The organism is Stenotrophomonas sp. GL_111 (assembly GCF_057835245.1).
The window spans coordinates 4,057,810-4,074,174 of record NZ_CM174421.1; the positions used below are offsets into that span (position 1 = coordinate 4,057,810).

The 16,365-nt window shown below is 67.3% G+C and carries 13 protein-coding genes and 1 pseudogene; 9 read left to right on the forward strand and 5 right to left on the reverse strand.

All coding sequences use genetic code 11. The features are described 5' to 3' along the window. Positions 1 to 13: 13 nt before the first annotated feature. The 3 genes from AC3IPM_RS18050 to AC3IPM_RS18060 all read right to left on the reverse strand — a co-directional run bounded on the left by AC3IPM_RS18050 (position 14) and on the right by AC3IPM_RS18060 (position 3,254). On the reverse strand, positions 14 to 622 hold the full coding sequence (locus AC3IPM_RS18050; RefSeq protein WP_489301615.1) for a thioredoxin fold domain-containing protein: 609 nt from the start codon (positions 620 to 622) through the stop codon (positions 14 to 16). 8 nt (positions 623 to 630) lie between these two features. Continuing rightward, the gene (locus AC3IPM_RS18055; protein ID WP_489301616.1) at positions 631 to 2,133 is read right to left on the reverse strand and encodes a peptide MFS transporter; all 1,503 of its coding nucleotides are present in this window, start codon (positions 2,131 to 2,133) and stop codon (positions 631 to 633) included. Between the two features lie 242 nt (positions 2,134 to 2,375). Then, on the reverse strand, positions 2,376 to 3,254 hold the full coding sequence (locus AC3IPM_RS18060; protein WP_489301617.1) for a tryptophan 2,3-dioxygenase: 879 nt from the start codon (positions 3,252 to 3,254) through the stop codon (positions 2,376 to 2,378). Between the two features lie 333 nt (positions 3,255 to 3,587). Between AC3IPM_RS18060 and pdhA the strand changes: the two genes are divergently transcribed. The 4 genes from pdhA to AC3IPM_RS18080 are packed head-to-tail and all read left to right on the forward strand — an operon-like array spanning position 3,588 to position 7,461. Beyond that, positions 3,588 to 4,670, forward strand: coding sequence for a pyruvate dehydrogenase (acetyl-transferring) E1 component subunit alpha (pdhA, locus tag AC3IPM_RS18065; protein ID WP_489301618.1), 1,083 nt, complete (start codon positions 3,588 to 3,590; stop codon positions 4,668 to 4,670). Next, the gene (locus AC3IPM_RS18070; RefSeq protein WP_489301619.1) at positions 4,663 to 5,730 is read left to right on the forward strand and encodes an alpha-ketoacid dehydrogenase subunit beta; all 1,068 of its coding nucleotides are present in this window, start codon (positions 4,663 to 4,665) and stop codon (positions 5,728 to 5,730) included. Before pdhA ends, AC3IPM_RS18070 begins: the two co-directional genes overlap by 8 nt. Before the next feature lies 1 nt (position 5,731). Further along, positions 5,732 to 6,085 carry an SH3 domain-containing protein gene (locus AC3IPM_RS18075; RefSeq protein ID WP_481475451.1) on the forward strand — a complete coding sequence of 118 codons (354 nt, stop codon included), beginning with the start codon at positions 5,732 to 5,734 and terminating at the stop codon, positions 6,083 to 6,085. Beyond that, positions 6,082 to 7,461, forward strand: a complete 1,380-nt coding sequence (locus AC3IPM_RS18080) for a dihydrolipoamide acetyltransferase family protein (RefSeq protein WP_489301620.1) — start codon at positions 6,082 to 6,084, stop codon at positions 7,459 to 7,461. The genes AC3IPM_RS18075 and AC3IPM_RS18080 overlap by 4 nt, the downstream gene beginning before the upstream one ends. A gap of 97 nt (positions 7,462 to 7,558) precedes the next feature. On the opposite strand, the gene AC3IPM_RS18085 is transcribed toward AC3IPM_RS18080, so the two are convergent. Then, positions 7,559 to 8,197 (reverse strand): Rossmann-fold NAD(P)-binding domain-containing protein, encoded by a 639-nt coding sequence (locus AC3IPM_RS18085; RefSeq protein ID WP_489301621.1) that lies wholly within the window; start codon positions 8,195 to 8,197, stop codon positions 7,559 to 7,561. Positions 8,198 to 8,333: 136 nt separating this feature from the next. Here AC3IPM_RS18085 and AC3IPM_RS18090 point away from each other — a divergent pair, with 136 nt between their 5' ends. Genes AC3IPM_RS18090 through AC3IPM_RS18100 form a run of 3 tightly spaced genes read left to right on the forward strand, consistent with a single transcriptional unit; the run spans position 8,334 to position 11,134 of the window. Beyond that, a complete protein-coding gene (locus tag AC3IPM_RS18090) occupies positions 8,334 to 9,896 on the forward strand; it encodes a GGDEF domain-containing protein (RefSeq protein ID WP_489301622.1) in 1,563 nt (520 codons plus the stop codon). Between the two features lie 43 nt (positions 9,897 to 9,939). After that, on the forward strand, positions 9,940 to 10,467 hold the full coding sequence (locus AC3IPM_RS18095; protein ID WP_489304204.1) for an RNA polymerase sigma factor: 528 nt from the start codon (positions 9,940 to 9,942) through the stop codon (positions 10,465 to 10,467). Positions 10,468 to 10,477: 10 nt separating this feature from the next. Then, positions 10,478 to 11,134, forward strand: coding sequence for a hypothetical protein (locus AC3IPM_RS18100; protein WP_489301623.1), 657 nt, complete (start codon positions 10,478 to 10,480; stop codon positions 11,132 to 11,134). Between the two features lie 24 nt (positions 11,135 to 11,158). On the opposite strand, the gene AC3IPM_RS18105 is transcribed toward AC3IPM_RS18100, so the two are convergent. Beyond that, a complete protein-coding gene (locus AC3IPM_RS18105; RefSeq protein ID WP_489301624.1) occupies positions 11,159 to 12,097 on the reverse strand; it encodes a DUF808 domain-containing protein in 939 nt (312 codons plus the stop codon). 176 nt (positions 12,098 to 12,273) lie between these two features. On the opposite strand from AC3IPM_RS18105, the pseudogene AC3IPM_RS18110 reads away from it, so the two are divergent. Together AC3IPM_RS18110 and AC3IPM_RS18115 are read left to right on the forward strand one after the other, a co-directional pair. Continuing rightward, positions 12,274 to 13,917 (forward strand): annotated as a pseudogene (locus tag AC3IPM_RS18110) (ABC1 kinase family protein); the annotation flags it as partial. 270 nt (positions 13,918 to 14,187) lie between these two features. Continuing rightward, complete coding sequence (locus AC3IPM_RS18115; RefSeq protein ID WP_489301625.1) at positions 14,188 to 16,290, forward strand: phosphoglycerol transferase I; 2,103 nt, start codon at positions 14,188 to 14,190, stop codon at positions 16,288 to 16,290. The last annotated feature ends 75 nt before the right edge of the window (positions 16,291 to 16,365 follow it).

Below are 16,365 nucleotides of genomic sequence, written 5' to 3' on the forward strand. Positions count from 1 at the left end.
GCGGCCTTTTCGATCACGGCGCCTTGGGCGGCGCCCAGTCCTTCATGAAGGCGAAGAACCGCGTGCGGTTGTAGCCCTTGGGCTGGCCCTTGTCGGCCTCCAGCTCGCCGGTGAACTGCGAGTGCAGCAACTTGCCGTCGGCGTCGAGTACGAACAGGTGCGGGTAGCCCTTGATCGCCGGGAACTGCGCCAGGAAGGCCGCGTTCTCGTTGTCTTCGCTGTAGTTGACCTTCATCCACACGTAGTTGGCATCGCGGAAGCTGCGGATCTCCGCATCCCCCTCGATGAAGGCGTCCATCAGGTGGCACCACGAGCACCACTCGCCGCCCACGTCCAGCACGATCCGCTTGCCGCCGCGCTGGGCCTCGACCTTGGCCGTGGCCAGGTCGGCGACCGGATCGCGGCCCGGATCGAACTGCGCGTTGAGCGCAGCGACCGCGGCGATATCCGCCGCGGCCGGGGTGTTGCCCGAAGCCACCGGAGCGCTGGGATCAGCGACCGGCCGCTTCTGCTCGGTGGTGTCCAGCGGCTGCGCAGGTTCGGCGGTGGGCGCCGGGGACGGTGAGCATGCGGCCAGCAGGCCAGTCACGATCATCGAAGCACACCACGTTTTCATGCGCATCGCCGACCTCACTTGACGCCGTGCATCAGCTTGTTGATCAGCGGCGCGATCAGGAACAGCACCGCGCCGGAGACGATCAACGCCCAGAAGCCGAAGGTATAGCCCTTCAGGGCCGACTCGACAGTCATGCCGCCTTCGCCGCTGACCGCACCGGCAAAGATGCCGGACAGGTTGTTGCCGATGCCGGTGGACAGGAACCAGCCGCCCATGCCGAAGCCGACCAGACGCACCGGGGCCAGCTTGGTCACCATCGACAGGCCGATCGGCGACAGGCACAGCTCACCCACGGACTGGATCACGTAGACCATGAACAGCGTCCAGAACGGGATCTTGCCGTCCACCACCATGCTCGACAGTGCCAGCATCAGCAGCGCGAAGGCCGCGCCGTTGAACAGCAGGCCCAGACCGAACTTGCGCGGGATCGACGGATTGGCGCGGCCCAGCTTGATCCAGATCCAGGCAATCAGCGGGGCCAGGGTGATGATCGCCACCGAGTTGACCGACTGGAACCACGCGGTCGGGAATTCCCAGCCGCCCAGGTTGCGGTTGACGATGTTGTCGGCCAGGAAGGTGAACGAGCTGCCGGCCTGTTCAAAGAACATCCAGAACATCACGTTGAAGGTGAAGATGATCAGCATCGCGATCACGCGGTCGCGCTGCACTTTGCCCTCACGGATGCCCTCGACCAGCAGCAGCACGCCCAGCGCGATGAACATCACGCCCAGGATCCAGGCCAGCGCGGTGGCGCCGGTGGACAGCAGGAAGTAGGCGACCGGGATGGCGACGATGGCGCCCACGAACACCATGATGATGCGGCCGAAGCCTTCAGCACCGGCCGGCGGTGCGCCGATGCCCTTCAGGCCTGCACGGCCGACGTAGAACCACGCCAGGCTGATCAGCATGCCGATGCCCGAAGCGATGAACACCATCTTGTAGGACGGCATCGCCTGGGTGCCGAACACGCGCTCGGCCAGGTACTGGGTGAGCACCGGGGCGATCATCGCGCCGATGTTGATGCCCATGTAGAAGATGGTGAAGCCCGAATCGCGGCGCTCGTCCTTCAGCCCGTACAGCTTGCCGACCATGGTCGAGATGTTGGGCTTGAACAGGCCGTTGCCGATGATGATCGTGGCCAGGCCCAGCTCGAACACTTCCTTGTTCGGCATGGCGACCATGAACAGACCGGCCGCCATGATCACCGCACCGGTCAGGATCGACCGCTGGTAACCCAGCACCCGGTCGGCGACGTAGCCACCGAAGATGGCCGCGGCATACACCAGCGCCAGGTAGGCACCGTAGGTGCGGCTGGCGGCGGCCTGGCCGGCCGAGTCGCCCTCGAAGAACTGCGACACGATGTACAGCACCAGTGCCCAGCGGATGCCGTAGAACGCGAAGCGCTCCCAGAATTCGGTCATGAACAGCATCCACAACGGGCGCGGATGGCCCAGCGTGGTCTTGAACTCCGGCAACGCCGGGTCGGGAACGGATTTCGCGGCGGCGTCTACGCTCATGCGGGATTCCTGGGTTCGGTGGAAGACATGCACGTCCGATGTGCCAAACAGCGCGGGAGAATCCCAGACCAACCGCGTTCACGTCAAATACACGCCGATCCGTGCAGGTGGCGGCGTGCTCGCTGAACTTGCATCTGAAACTGCCCGCTGGTGAGCGCCAGCGTAGCAACGGCGGGGGCTGTGGCCAGCCCCGGCGTCATCGCGGTGTCATCATGAATAGGGCATTCCGGCGCCGATGCGGCTCAGGCGTCCGGCGGCATCGGGTCGTCATTGCGGATCGTGGTGCGCACCTGGAACAGCTCCGGGAAGAAGGTCAGCTCCAGCGCCTGGCGCAGGAAGCCCACCCCGCTGGAACCGCCGGTACCGCGCTTGAAGCCGATCACCCGCATCACCGTGCGCATGTGCCGGAAGCGCCACAGCTGGAACGCGGTCTCCAGGTCCACCAGGTCCTCGCACAGCGAATACTCGCGCCAGAAACGGTCGGTGTTCTGGTAGATGCGCTCGAACACCGGGTGCAGCCCATCGTCGGCCACGTGCGGCTGCTGCCAGTCGCGGCCTGCGTAGACGGCCGGCACCGGGTGGCCGAAGCGGGCCAGGTAGCGCAGGAATTCCTCGTACAGGCTCGGCGCGTCCAGTACTTCCTGCAGCTGCGCCTGGCCGGCCGGGTCGTGCGAGAACACCTGCAGCATCTGCGCGTTCTTGTTGCCCAGCAGGAACTCGATGTAGCGGTACTGCAGCGACTGGAAGCCCGAGGACGGGCCCAGCACGTCGCGGAAGCCCATGTACTCCGACGGGGTCAGGGTCTCCAGCACCGACCACTGTTCGGTCAGCTGGCGCAGCACCTGCTTGCTGCGCGCCAGCACCTTGCGGCACTGCCAGACTTCATCGCGCTGCAGGAAGCCGATGGCGGCACGCAGCTCGTGGGCCAGCAGCTTCAGCCACAGCTCGGAGGTCTGGTGCTGGATGATGAACAGCATTTCGTCATGGTGCGGCGGGTTGGACAGCGGCTGCTGGGCCGACAGCAGCTGGTCCAGCCGCAGATAGCCGCCATAGGTCAGGCGCCCCTGCAGGTCGGTGTGGATACCGGCTTCAAGATCGCGTTGGTTCTTCTCGACGGACATGGCGTGGGCCAAATGAGGGGGTGAAAGGGTAGCGCAGTGCACGGATGGCCGCGCAGCCCCCACCCTACGCCTGCGTCCGGTGCCTGCGGTGGCCGCCGATCTGCGCGCCCGGGCCGCTGGCGTCGCCCCGGGCGCGGTCTGGCGGCCGGCCGCTCATGCGCCGTTGCGGCAACTGAATACGTTGAAGTTATTGGCCCTGCGCAGTCCCGATGCGGTATACCGGGGCGCTACCCGCGGAAATCCTTGCTGCGCCGCAGGACGGCTTTTCCGTACGTCTTCCTTAACATGGCAATTCATATCATTTGTAACTTCCTGTCGAAGGTGCAGTACGCAATGACGGTTGCCGCTGAGTTCAAGATCGAATACCTGCAGTACCTGGACACGGACGGCACGCTCGTCCGCGATGACCTGCCCGACCATCTGCGCGACCCGCGTGCGCTGCTGCCGATGTTCAAGCAGATGCTGTTCGTGCGCGTGTTCGACGGCAAGTCGATCGCGCTGCAGCGCACCGGCAAGCTGGGTACCTACGCCGCCTGCCTGGGGCATGAAGCCGCACACGTCGGCATCGGTGCCTCGATGGTCACCGACGACGTGTTCGCCCCGTCGTACCGCGAGTACGGCGCGATGTTCATGCGCGGCGTGCGCCCGCACGACGTGCTGATGTACTGGGGCGGCGACGAGCGCGGCAACGACTACGGTGGCAATGCGGCCAAGGACTTCCCGTTCTGCGTGCCGATTTCCACCCAGTGCCTGCATGCGGCCGGTGCGGCGCTGAAGTTCAAGCTCAACAACGAAAAGCAGATCGCCGTGGCCGTGTGTGGCGACGGCGGCAGCTCCAAGACCGACTTCTACGCCGCGCTCAACTCCGCCGGTGCCTACAAGCTGCCGCTGGTGCTGTGCATCGTCAACAACGGCTGGGCCATCTCGGTCCCGCGTTCGGCCCAGACCGGTGCCGAAACGCTGGCACAGAAGGGCCTGGCCGGTGGCCTGTTCTGCCTGCAGGTGGACGGCAACGACCTGCTCGCGGTGATGACCGCCATGCACCAGGCCCGCGAACGGGCGCTGGCCGGCGACGGTGGCACCGTGCTGGAACTGATGACCTACCGCCTGTCCGACCACACCACCGCCGATGACGCACGCCGCTACCGCGACGACGCCGAAGTGAAGGATGCGTGGCTGCGCGAGCCGATGCTGCGCCTGCGCAAGTACCTGACCAACGCCGGCGTGTGGAGCGAGGCCGAAGAAGCCGCGTGGACCGCCGAGTGCGGCAAGCGGGTGGATGAAGAGGTCAACCTGTACCTCAACACCCCGGTGCAGCCGGTCGAGGCGATGTTCGACTTCCTCTACGCCGACCCGCCGCCGGACCTGCTGGCCCAGCGCGCACAGGCAATCGCCCTGGAGCAGCGCAATGGATGAGATCAAGCAGGGCGCCGCCAACGCGCAGACCAATGCTGCCGACAGCGCCGCCATCGCGCGCGGAGAAGAGACCATGACCACCACCCCGATCACCCTCATCGAAGCCATCACCCAGGCCCTGGCCTGGGAGCTGGAGCACGACAAGTCGGTGCTGGTGCTGGGCGAAGACGTGGGCGTGAACGGCGGCGTGTTCCGCGCCACCGCGGGCCTGCAGCAGCGCTTTGGCGCTGACCGCATCCTGGACACCCCGCTGGATGAAACCACGATTGCCGGCCTGACCATCGGCCTGGCCGCACAGGGCATGAAGCCGGTGGCCGAAGCCCAGTTCGACGGGTTCATGTACCCGATGGTGGACCACATCATCTGCCACGCCGCGCGCCTGCGTTACCGCACCCGTGGCCGCCTGCACTGCCCGATGGTGCTGCGCGTGCCGTGGGGCGGCGGTATCCGTGCGCCGGAACACCACAGCGAAGCCAACGAATCGATCTTCACCAACGTGCCGGGCCTGCGCGTGGTGCTGCCGTCCTCGCCGCAGCGCGCCTATGGCCTGCTGCTGGCCGCGATCCGCGACCCGGATCCGGTGATCTACATGGAGCCCAAGCGCATCTACCGCCAGTACAAGGAAGTGGTCGTCAACGACGGCGAAGCCTTGCCGCTGGACGTGTGCTTCGTGCTGCGCGACGGTACCGACGTGACCCTGGTGACCTGGGGCGCGCAGGTCAAGGAAGCGCTGGAAGCCGCCGACAAGCTGGCCGGTGAAGGCATCAGTGCCGAAGTGATCGACGTGGCCACGCTGCGCCCGTTGGACTTCGCCACCATTGCCGAATCGGTGGCCAAGACCGGCCGCTGCGTGATCGTGCAGGAGGCCCCGAAGACCGCGGGCTTCGGCGCGGAAATCGCCGCGCGCCTGGCCGAGGAATCGCTGTACGACCTGCTGGCACCGGTCGAGCGCGTCACCGGCTATGACACCCACATTCCGCTGTTCCGCCTGGAAATGAAGTACCTGCCCAGCGTGGAGCGGATCGTGAGCGCGGCCAAACGCGCCATCGCGGCAGGCTGAGATGCGGGCCCGCCTGCTAGGCCCGTACCGCAGCCAGTATCCCAACCCGCTCCGGTTCCGCACCGGCCAGATCGTCGAACTGGGTGTTCGTGACGAGGAATGGCCGGCGTTTGCCTGGGTACGCACCGATGACGGGCGTGCCGGCTGGGCACCGGTGGCGTGGTTGCAGCGGCTGGACGATGGTCGCGCAGAGGCCCTGCGCGACTACGACGCCCGCGAACTGGATGTGGACAGCGGTGAACTGGTCAAACTGCATCACGAACACGGTGGCTGGTGGTGGTCCGAGCGCGCGAACGGCGCGACGGGCTGGCTGCCGGCCCGCGATCTCGAACTGCTGGAAGAGAACTGCACATGAGTGAGAACAAGAACTTCAACCTCCCCGATCTTGGCGAAGGTCTGCCCGACGCCACCATCGTGGAATGGTTCGTCAAGGAAGGCGACGTGATCCGGCTCGACGAGCCGCTGGTCTCGATGGAAACCGCCAAGGCCGTGGTCGAAGTGCCCTCGCCGTACTCCGGCACGGTGCTGAAGCTGTCCGGTGGCCCGGGCGACATCATCCCGACCGGCAGCGTGCTGGCCCAGTTCGTGCTGGACCCGAACCTGCCGCAGCGTGCCGATGGCCAGGACACCGGCCACAGCCACGGGCATGCCGCCCCGGCAGCCGCCAGTGCACCGCCGCCGATTCCGGCCGCAGCACCGGTCGCCGCTGAAGAAGCCAAGCCGGCCGCCGAGCGTGATGACGCCGGTACCGTGGTCGGCGCGATGCAGAGCTCCAACGCCGTGCACGCCGAACAGGCTGTGGCGGTGGGTGGGGTCAAGGCCGTTCCGGCCGTGCGTGCCACCGCACGCAAGCTGGGCGTGGACCTCACCCGCGTGCGTGCCACCGGCACCGATGGCGCGGTGACCATGGCCGACGTCAAGCAGGCCGCCGCCGATGGCAGCGCGAAGCTCGGCGCGGCCCCGGTCCGTGCCGCTGTCGCCGCACCCGCACCTGCTGCGGCGGCTGCCGCGCCGGTACGCCAGGACGATGCGCGCACCTCGGTGTCGGCTGCGGGCCGCCCGATGCGCACGCAGCCGCCGGGCGTGGTCGCCAAGGGCCAGCCGGAACCGCTCAAGGGCGTGCGCCGCAACATGGCACGGGTGATGGCCGATGCGCACAGCAAGGTCGTGCCGACCACGCTGAACGACGACGCCGACATCCACGCCTGGGTCCCGGGCAACGACGTCACCGCGCGCCTGGTGCGCTCGATCGTCGCCGCCTGCCAGAAGGTGCCGGCGCTCAATGCCTGGTTCGATGGCGACGCGCTGACCCGCACCCTGCATGCACAGGTCGACATCGGCATCGCCGTGGATACCGACGACGGCCTGTTCGTGCCCGCCCTGCGCAACGCCGACATGCTCGATGCACGCGGTATCCGTGAAGGCGTCAACCGCCTGCGCGAGCAGGTGGAATCGCGTGCGATCGCCGCCTCCGAGCTGAGCGGTTACACCATCTCGCTGTCCAACTTCGGCATGTTCGCCGGCCGCTACGCGACCCCGGTCGTGGTGCCGCCGTGCGTGGCCATCGTCGGTGCCGGCCGTGCCCGCCACCAGATGACCCCGGTGATGGGTGGTGTGGAAGCGCACAAGGTGATTCCGCTGTCGGTGACGTTCGACCACCGCGCTGCTACCGGCGGCGAAGCTGCCCGCTTCCTGCGCGCGATGATGGATGACCTGGCCCTGGCCAGCTGATCCGGTAGCTGCCGACCGTTGGTTGGCAGGCAACAACGCAACGACAACGGCCACCGCGAGGTGGCCGTTGTCGTTTGGAAAGTGCGGCGTGTTTCCGCTAGCTCTGCACCAGCTCCGCCGAACCGATCACCCGCACCCGCGGCGCGGGACTCAAGGCTGCTTCCACCATCGTCTCGGCGATCAAATCGGCCGGGTTGATCCGGTACCGCCGCGGCAGCACCGGGCCGAGCACGCCCAGCACCAGGCTGGCCACGTGTTCACCGGCGCGGCGCTCGGTACGCTCACCACCGATCAGCCCCGGGCGCACCAGGGTCAGCGAGGACCAGCCCTGCTGGCGCAGGTCGGCCTCCAGTTCGCCCTTGACCCGGTTGTAGAAAATCCGCGAGGCAGGGTCGGCGCCCATCGCCGAATTCAGCACGAAGCAGCTGGCGCCGTGCAACTGCGCCAACCGCGCCACCTCGAGCGGGTAGTCGTGGTCGATGCGGGCGAAGGCCTCGCGGCTGCCGGCCTGTTTGATCGTGCTGCCGAGCGCGCAGATCACCGCATCCACCGCCCACCAGCGCGCGTTTTCGGGCAGCGCGGCGAAATCGACCACCGGGTTCAGCAGCGCCGGGCCGTGCTGGGCCAGCGGCCGCCGGGTGGGCGCCACCACCGCATCGCAGCGGGGGTCGTCGAGCAGCTGCTGCAGCACGTGGCCGCCGACCAGTCCGGTTGCCCCTACCAGCATCACTTTCATCGCACGCTCCTGCCCTCAACCTGACTACCATCCTGCCATGGCCGGGCCGGTTCAAGCCGGACCGGTCCGCGCCGATACTGTTCGCACTGTTCATTCCACCGGCCCCCGCGGCCATGCTCTGCCAAGGACCCGCCGCATGACCGAGCCGCACGACGCCTCCCCCAGCCCCGGCACCGCCGTGGGCCGGCTGCTGTCGCGACGGGCCTCGGCCACACGGCCAGTGGAGGACAGCCCGGCCCCGGCCGCCGGGCCCAAGGGCGGCTCCAGCGCGATGCTGCAGCGCCTGTTCGCCGGGATCGAGCAACCCGAGCCGCTGCTGGCCGCCTTCGCCAACGGCATGTCCACGCTGCCCGGGGAACTGGGTGACATGGGCCTGCGCCTGCAGTCGGCGCAGCGCAGCGCGGACTGGGTCAGCTACGGGCGGGCGATGCGCCAGCTGATCGACAAGTACATCCGCACCATCGAACAGGACAGCCCCGACGGCCAACCCGACAGCCTGCGCCTGCGCGAGCTGCTGCGGCATACCCTCGGGGTGACCGTGGCCAGCCTGCTGCAGAACATGCCCGAGCTGAAGGAAGAGCCGGCGCAGATCGCCGCCGCGCTGCACCAGTGGCACCCCGGCCAGCCGTTGCAGCCGCTCGAGCTGCGCCTGCGCGAGCTGTCGCACCAGATCGGGGTGCGCAGCGATGGCTGGCAGGAACAGCAGGAACTGCTGCTGAGCCTGTTCGACCTGCTGCTGGACAACATCGGCGAGCTGCTCGATGACAGCAGCTGGCTGCACGGCCAGGTGCATGCCGTGCGCGAACTGATCGGCGGGCCGCTGGACCGCGATTCGGTCGAGCAGGCGCGCGCCAACCTGCGCGAGGTGATCTACAAGCAGGGCCTGCTCAAGCAGGGCATCAGCGAATCCAAGGCGGCGATGAAAGGCCTGATGGGCGGCTTCATCGAGCGCCTGGACGGGATGGCGGTCAGCACCGGCGAGTACCACGACCGCATCAGCAGCTATGCGCTGGCCCTGAAGGAGGCGCGCAGCATCGCCGACCTCAACCAGCTGCTGCAGGACGTGCTGCAGGACACCGGCCGCGTGCAGGAGCAGGCGCTGCAGGCCCGCGACCATCTCGGCAATGCGCGGCGCGAGGTCGAGCAGGCCGAACAGCGCATCGCCGAGCTTGAACAGGAACTGCGCGATGTCAGCGGGCTGGTGCGTACCGATCCGTTGACCGGCGCGCTCAACCGGCGCGGCTTCGATGAACTGCTGGAACGCGAGCTGGCCCGTGCCAGCCGCCACGGGCACCCGTTGGCGCTGGCGCTGATCGACCTGGACGATTTCCACCAGACCAACAGCAGCCACGGCCACGCCGGTGGCGACACGGTGCTGCGCCACCTGGTGGCGGTGTGCCAGCTGCACCTGCGCAGCAGCGATGCGATCGCGCGCATCGGCGGCGACGAATTCGTGCTGTTGTTGCCGGAAACCCCGGCCGCTGACAGCATGTCCACCCTGCAACGGCTGCAGCGCTCACTGGCGCAGCGGCCGCTGTCGCTGGACGAACAGCGGGTGCCGGTGCACTTCAGCGCCGGGGTGGCGCAATGGCAGCCGGGTGAGGCGGGCGATGCGCTGCTGCGTCGCGCCGACACCGCGCTGTATGCGGCCAAGCGGGTCGGCAAGAACCGCGTCCATGCCGCCGAGCCGCCGCGCTGAACCGGTCTGTGATATCGGCCACGCCGGTGCGAATCACTTCTGCATGGGCCTGACCACCACCACCGCCGAACTCGACTCCCGCCAGCGCTTCAGCGCGCTGCTGGAGCAGCACCGCGGCATCGTACTGAAGGTCGCGCGCGGCTACTGCCACGATGCCGAGGAGCGCCTGGACCTGGTCCAGGACATCAGCATCCAGGCCTGGGCGGCGTTTGAGAGCTTCGATCCGGCCCGTGCGCGCTTTTCAACCTGGCTGTACCGGGTGGCGCTCAACGTGGCGATCTCGCAGCTGCGCCGACACCAGGTACGCCAGCGCCACCACGCCCCGTTGGACGAGGACGCACTGCCGGCCGGGGGTGATGCCTCCGCCGAGCAGCGCCATGCGCTGCGCCAGCTGGAAGCGGCGATCCGGCAGCTGCCACCGCTGGACCGCGCCCTGATGCTGCTGCACCTGGACGACCACGACCATCGCCAGATCGCCGAGATCCTGGGCATCAGCAGCGCCAACGTCTCCACCCGGCTGCACCGCCTGCGCCAGGCCCTGCGCGCCCGTTTCGATGTCCCCTCCCCCTGAGGCCACGGCCATGCACACCGATCCGCTCAAACAGCTCTGGGCACAACGCGACGACGATGCCAGCGACACCGACGCGGTGGCCCTGCAGGCCTGGCGCCAACACCACAACGCCCTGCACCGGCAGCTGTCCGGCTTTGGGCTGATGCAGGGGCTGCAGCTGGTGTTCTGGCTGGCGCTGGCCATCTACTGCGGCAGCGTCTGGTGGCAGCGGCCACCGCTGGCGGTCCTGCTCAGCGCGCTCGCCCTGCACGGCTACTGCATCGCGGTGATCATCGCCAGCGTGGCCCGGCTGCGTCTGCGCCAGCAGCTGCAGCCCGACCAGCCGGTGCTGGCGCAGTCGCGGCACCTGGCTGCGCTGCGCTGGCAGACCGCACTGGGCGAGCTGCTGCTGGGGCTGCCGTGGTGCTGGTTGTGGCTGTCCGTGCCGGTGTTGTTGTTCTGGCAGGCGTGGGGCGTGGACCTGTCGCAGTACGCCGCACGCTGGCTGCTGATCTCGCTGGTGGCCGGTGCGGCATTGATGACGGCCTTGCTGCTGCTGGCACGGCGTTGGGTACGCCGCGATCCGGATTCGGCACGGCTGCAGCAGGCCATCGACATCCTGTCCGGACGCCGGCTTACCCGCGCCCGTGCCGAACTGCAGGCGTTGCGCGAGTGGGACGCGGGCTGACCGCGCCCCACCCGGTGAGTGGCCTCAGTGCGCGGGCTTGCCGCCGCGCAGCTTCTGGAACCCGGTCACCGCGGCCAGCACGATCGCACCGATCACCAGGCCGACCACCACGTTGCCCAGCGCGGTGATCAGCCAGCCCCAGCGGCCTTCACCGCCAAGTTCAATGATGAAGTGATGCAGCGCCGGCACGTTGTGCACCAGGATGCCGCCGCCGACCAGGAACATCGCCGCGGTACCGGCCACCGACAGGAACTTCATCAGCCACGGCGCGGTGATCAGCAGGCCACGGCCGAGTGCGGCCAGCGCGGCGCCCTTGCGCGACAGGTACAGGCCCAGATCGTCAAGCTTGACGATGCCGGCCACCAGCCCATAGACGAACACCGTCATCGCCAGCGCGATCACCACCAGCGCGGTGACCTGGTTGAGGAACGGCGCGGCCGATACCACGCCCAGCGACAACACGATGATCTCCGCCGACAGGATGAAGTCGGTACGCACCGCGCCCTTCACCTTGTCCTGCTCCCAGGCCACCATGTCGACCTTCTCATCGGCCAGCGCCTTGACCCGCTCGGCCTTGTGCTGCTCGTCCTCTTCGGGCGAATGCAGGAAGCGATGCGCCAGCTTTTCCACGCCTTCAAAGCACAGGAATGCGCCGCCGATCATCATCAGCGGCACCACGATCGGAATGGGATAGCCACGCCCCCGCAGCCAGGCTTCCAGCGCGCTGATGGCCAGCGCGGCCGGCACCAGGATCGCCTTGTTGACCAGCGAGCCCTTGGCCACCGCCCACACCACCGGCAGTTCGCGATTGGCACTGACCCCGGTGACCTGCTGCGCATTCAGCGCCAGATCGTCGCCGAGCACGCCGGCGGTCTTCTTGGCCGCGACCTTGGTCAGGACCGACACGTCGTCCAACAGCGTGGCAATGTCATCGAGCAACGCAAACAGGCTGGCACCGGCCATGGCTATCCAAAGATCCTACGGGAGCGTGGATTCTGACCTATCCGGCGGGCCGGGCGGTAGATGGCGGCGGATTCACCACCCCACCACCGCGGCCCGGCCACACTGCCAGCGACGTCGTCCCGGAGCACTGCTTGAACACCACGCCCGTCCCCCCCGGTTCACCCTCGCTGGTCAAGGGCATGAACCGCCGCAGCCAGATCCTGCGCCTGCTGCTGCGCTACCGTCATTCCGGGGTGTTCTCGGGCATGAACCTGGACGCTCGCGCGATCCACGAGCTGCCGCCGGAGGGCAACCCGGAGCAGTTCGTCACCGACCTGGAAGCGCTGGGGCCCACCTTCGTCAAACTCGGGCAGATGCTCTCAACGCGCCCGGACATGGTGCCGGTGGAGTTCGCCACCGCGCTGGAACGCATGCAGGAGAAGGTGGCGCCCATTCCCGTCGAGCGCATCTACACCATCATCGAACAGGAGCTGGGTGCGCCGGTGTCCAAGCTGTTCGCCAGTTTCGACCCGGTCCCGCTGGGTTGCGCCTCGATCGCCCAGGTGCACCGCGCACAGCTGCACGACGGCCGCGATGTGGCGGTCAAGGTGCAGAAGCCGGAAGTAGCCGCGCAGCTGCGCTCGGACCTGGAGGTGCTGCGCAGCTTCGCGCTGGCCGCCGATCACCTGACCCAGGTGGGCCGCCGCGTGCGTCTGCGCGACTGGCTCAACGAGTTCGCCAAGACCTTGATGCAGGAGCTGGACTACCACGCCGAAGCGGAGAACCTGCAGCGCTTCGGCCAGCACCTCAAGCCGTTCAAGCCGCTGTGGGTGCCGCAGCCGATCTGGGATTTCTGCAGCCACCGCGTGCTGACCATGGAAATGGCCCACGGCGTGCGCGTGGACATGATCCCCGACGTGCGCCGCACCGAACAATCGATGGCACCACTGGCCGCCGCGCTGATCCGCGGCTACCTCGACCAGATCTTCGTGCACGGCGAGATCCATGCCGATCCGCACCCGGGCAACCTGCGCGTCACTCCGCAGGGCCGACTGGCGATCTTCGACCTGGGCATGGTCGCGCACATGCCACCGCGGCTGCGCGAGCGCCTGCTGAAGCTGCTGTTCGCCGCCGTCGATGGCCGGGGCGAGGAAGTGGCCGACGAGATCATCGGCATCAGCACGCGCCTGGAGTCATTCGACGAGGAGCGCTATCTGCGCGAAACCGGTCAGGTGATCGCGCGCTATGCGGCCAACACCACCTACTCCGAAGGCCGCGTGGTGCTCGATCTGGTCCGCATCGCCACCGCCAGTGGCCTGCGTACGCCGCCGGAGCTGAGCCTGCTCGGCAAGGCGCTGCTCAATCTGGAAACCGTGTGCCGGTTGCTGTCGCCGGAGCTGGACACGCGGCGCATCGTCGAGCGCCAACTGCAGCATGTGATGCGCGCGCGCCTGAAAAAATCGCTGTCCTCGGCCAACCTCGCCAGTGAGGCGATGGAGATCCAGCAGCTGCTGCGCGAAGGCCCGCGCAAGATGTCGGAGATCCTCGGGCTGCTGGCCGAGAACCGCCTGCAGATGAAGGTGACCGGGCTGGAAGAATCGCGGCTGATGGAGAACCTGCAGAAGATCGCCAACCGCGTGTCCGCCGGTATCGTCACCGCGGCGTTGATTCTTGCCGCGGCAATGATGATGAAGGTCGACACCGGCTGGCATCTGTTCGGCTATCCGGCGATCGCGATGACGCTGATGTTGATCGGCGTGGTGCTGGGGCTTGGCATCGTACTGAGTGCGCTGCTGTTCGATCGTCGTGCACGCTCGAAGGAAGAACGCGGGCATCGCTGATGTAGCGCATGTGTTCGCGCATTCACAAAACCACTTGAATCCAGCCCTGCGGCGCAACATCCGCAGCATTTCTTCACGCTCGTTTTACACCATGAAAGACGATGCGTTGTAGGACATCGACGCACGTTTTCAACAAACATTTCAGTCAGGTTCGTGCATGCATGATCGGGTCATCGGCTTGTCATGCAGGTGTGCTTGTGGCAACCGGTCGGATGGGAATCACGCTGTCATGGCGTCCATCACCACCTGTCTCCGCTGCCGAAACCGCCTATGCTCTGGATCCTGCTGTTGTCGCTGTTGCTGCTCACCTGGTTGCTGCTCGCATCCAGCCGGTGGATATGGTGGAAGGCAGGGTTGATGACGGTGCTGCTGCTGGCACTGAGTACGTGGTGGCTGATCAACAAGCTCTCCGGTGATGGCCTGAATGCGGCCACGCTGTATCACCTGGGCACCGAAATGGAAGGTGCCGGGATTGCCGACTTCAAGGGCTACATCGCCGGCTTCATCGTGCTGCTGCTGGTCTCGTTGTTGCCCCTGGCCCTGGCGCGCACGCCGCGCTGGCGCGGCAATCGCCCTGGTAAAGCCGTGTTTGGTGGTTTCCTGGCGGTGTGGCTGCTGGCCATCGCCGTCAGTCCGCTGTATGCCGATGGCCAGCGCCTGTACCAGCAGACGCGACCGGTCGACTACAGCATGGTCGCCCCCGAATACCGGGTGCCCCAGCAGCCGCTGCGCAAGCCGCGCAACATCGTGTGGATCTACGGCGAAAGCCTGGAACGCACCTATCTTGACGAAGCCACCTTCCCCGGCCTGATGCCCAACCTGAACCGGCTTGCCGGGCAGGCGCTGGACGTGCGCGGGCTGGTCTCGGCCGAAGGCGGTGGCTGGACCATCGCCGGGCTGGTGTCCTCGATGTGCGGCGTGCCCCTGACCACCGCGCAGGGCGATGAGAACAGCATGGGCCGGATGGCCAGCTTCCTGCCCGAGGCCGTGTGCCTGGGCGATTACCTCAAGCAGCAGGGCTACACCAACCACTACCTGGGCGGCGCCAACGGCTTGTTTGCCGGCAAGGGCCAGTTCCTGGCCACGCACGGCTACGACACCGTGGATGACCTGGCCTGGTTCAAGCAGCAGAAGATCGCCCGCTCGCACTTCTCCACCTGGGGCGTGCATGACGACGTGCTGCTGGACAAGGCCTACGACCGCTTCATGCAGCTGTCCAAGCGGGACCAGCCGTTCATGCTGACCACGCTGACCATGGACACCCACCATCCGGCTGGGCATCTGCCGGTGGCCTGCAAGCGCACCCGCTACCAGAGCCAGTACGGCAACGTCGGCCTGCTCAACGCACTCAAGTGCACCGATGGCCTGATCTCGCGGCTGGTCGAGCGCATCCAGGCCAGCCCGTATGGCGAAGACACCCTGATCGTGATCGCCTCCGACCACCTGGCCATGCCCAACGACCTCAGCCAGGTGCTGGCCACGCAGAAGCGCGAGAACCTGCTGCTGTTCCTGGGCAAGGACATCGCGCCGCGCCAGCTTGCGGCCAGCGCGGGCTCCACGCTGGATTCCGGTGCCACCCTGCTCAGCCTGCTCGACCCAGCCATCGATGCGATCGGCTTCGGCCGCTCGCTGCTGCACCCGGAACGCTCGGACAGCGCCAGTGCCGCCGCGTTCCGCGACAACGGCAAGGATTACCCGCGTTACCTGGCGTTCTCACGCTCGTTGTGGCTGGGCGACAAAACCCGCCAGCTGCGGATCGATGACGACAACCAGGTGGTGATCGGCCTGCAGCACGTGCAGCCGCCGGTACTGCTGGAATACGACAAGCAGTGGGACCTGAAATCGGTGTACCTGGAAAACACCTCCAAGCAGTTCGACCTGGCCGACCCGGCCAATACCCTGGCTTATGTGGATCGCTGCACCGCCTTCGAGGATGGTTCGGCCGACGGCGACTGGTGCGCGATGCTGGTCAACCGTGACAACGGCATCAAGCTGTTCCGCGATGACCAGCTGCGCGGCGGCATCGCCGTGGATGCGCCGCTGGATCACACCACCGGGCCGCGCCCAAGCATCCGCCAGGCGCACATGATCACGGCCAAGGGCCGCCGCACCCGCGCTGGGCAATACATGCTGCAACTGGTGGCCAAACAGTCCCCGGACCGCGGCTTCTGGATCGAGGCGGTGTCCTCGCAGCGCAAGGTAGTGGTGGCCCAGCAATGGGTACAGCCTGATGCACAGGGCCGCATCAACGTGCCGGTCGGGCTGGACCACGAAGTGGATGACCTGGAGATCCGCGCCTGGTTGAACCATGCCGAGAAGCTGGCCGTGGACACCTTCGCGCTGGTGCCGTCGCGGCGCGGCAACCGCGGCTGATGCAGCGGTCATGCCGGCCGCTGGCCGGCTCCCGACCCTGTCGCCACCGCGCGATTGCCGGCCAGCGGCCGGCAC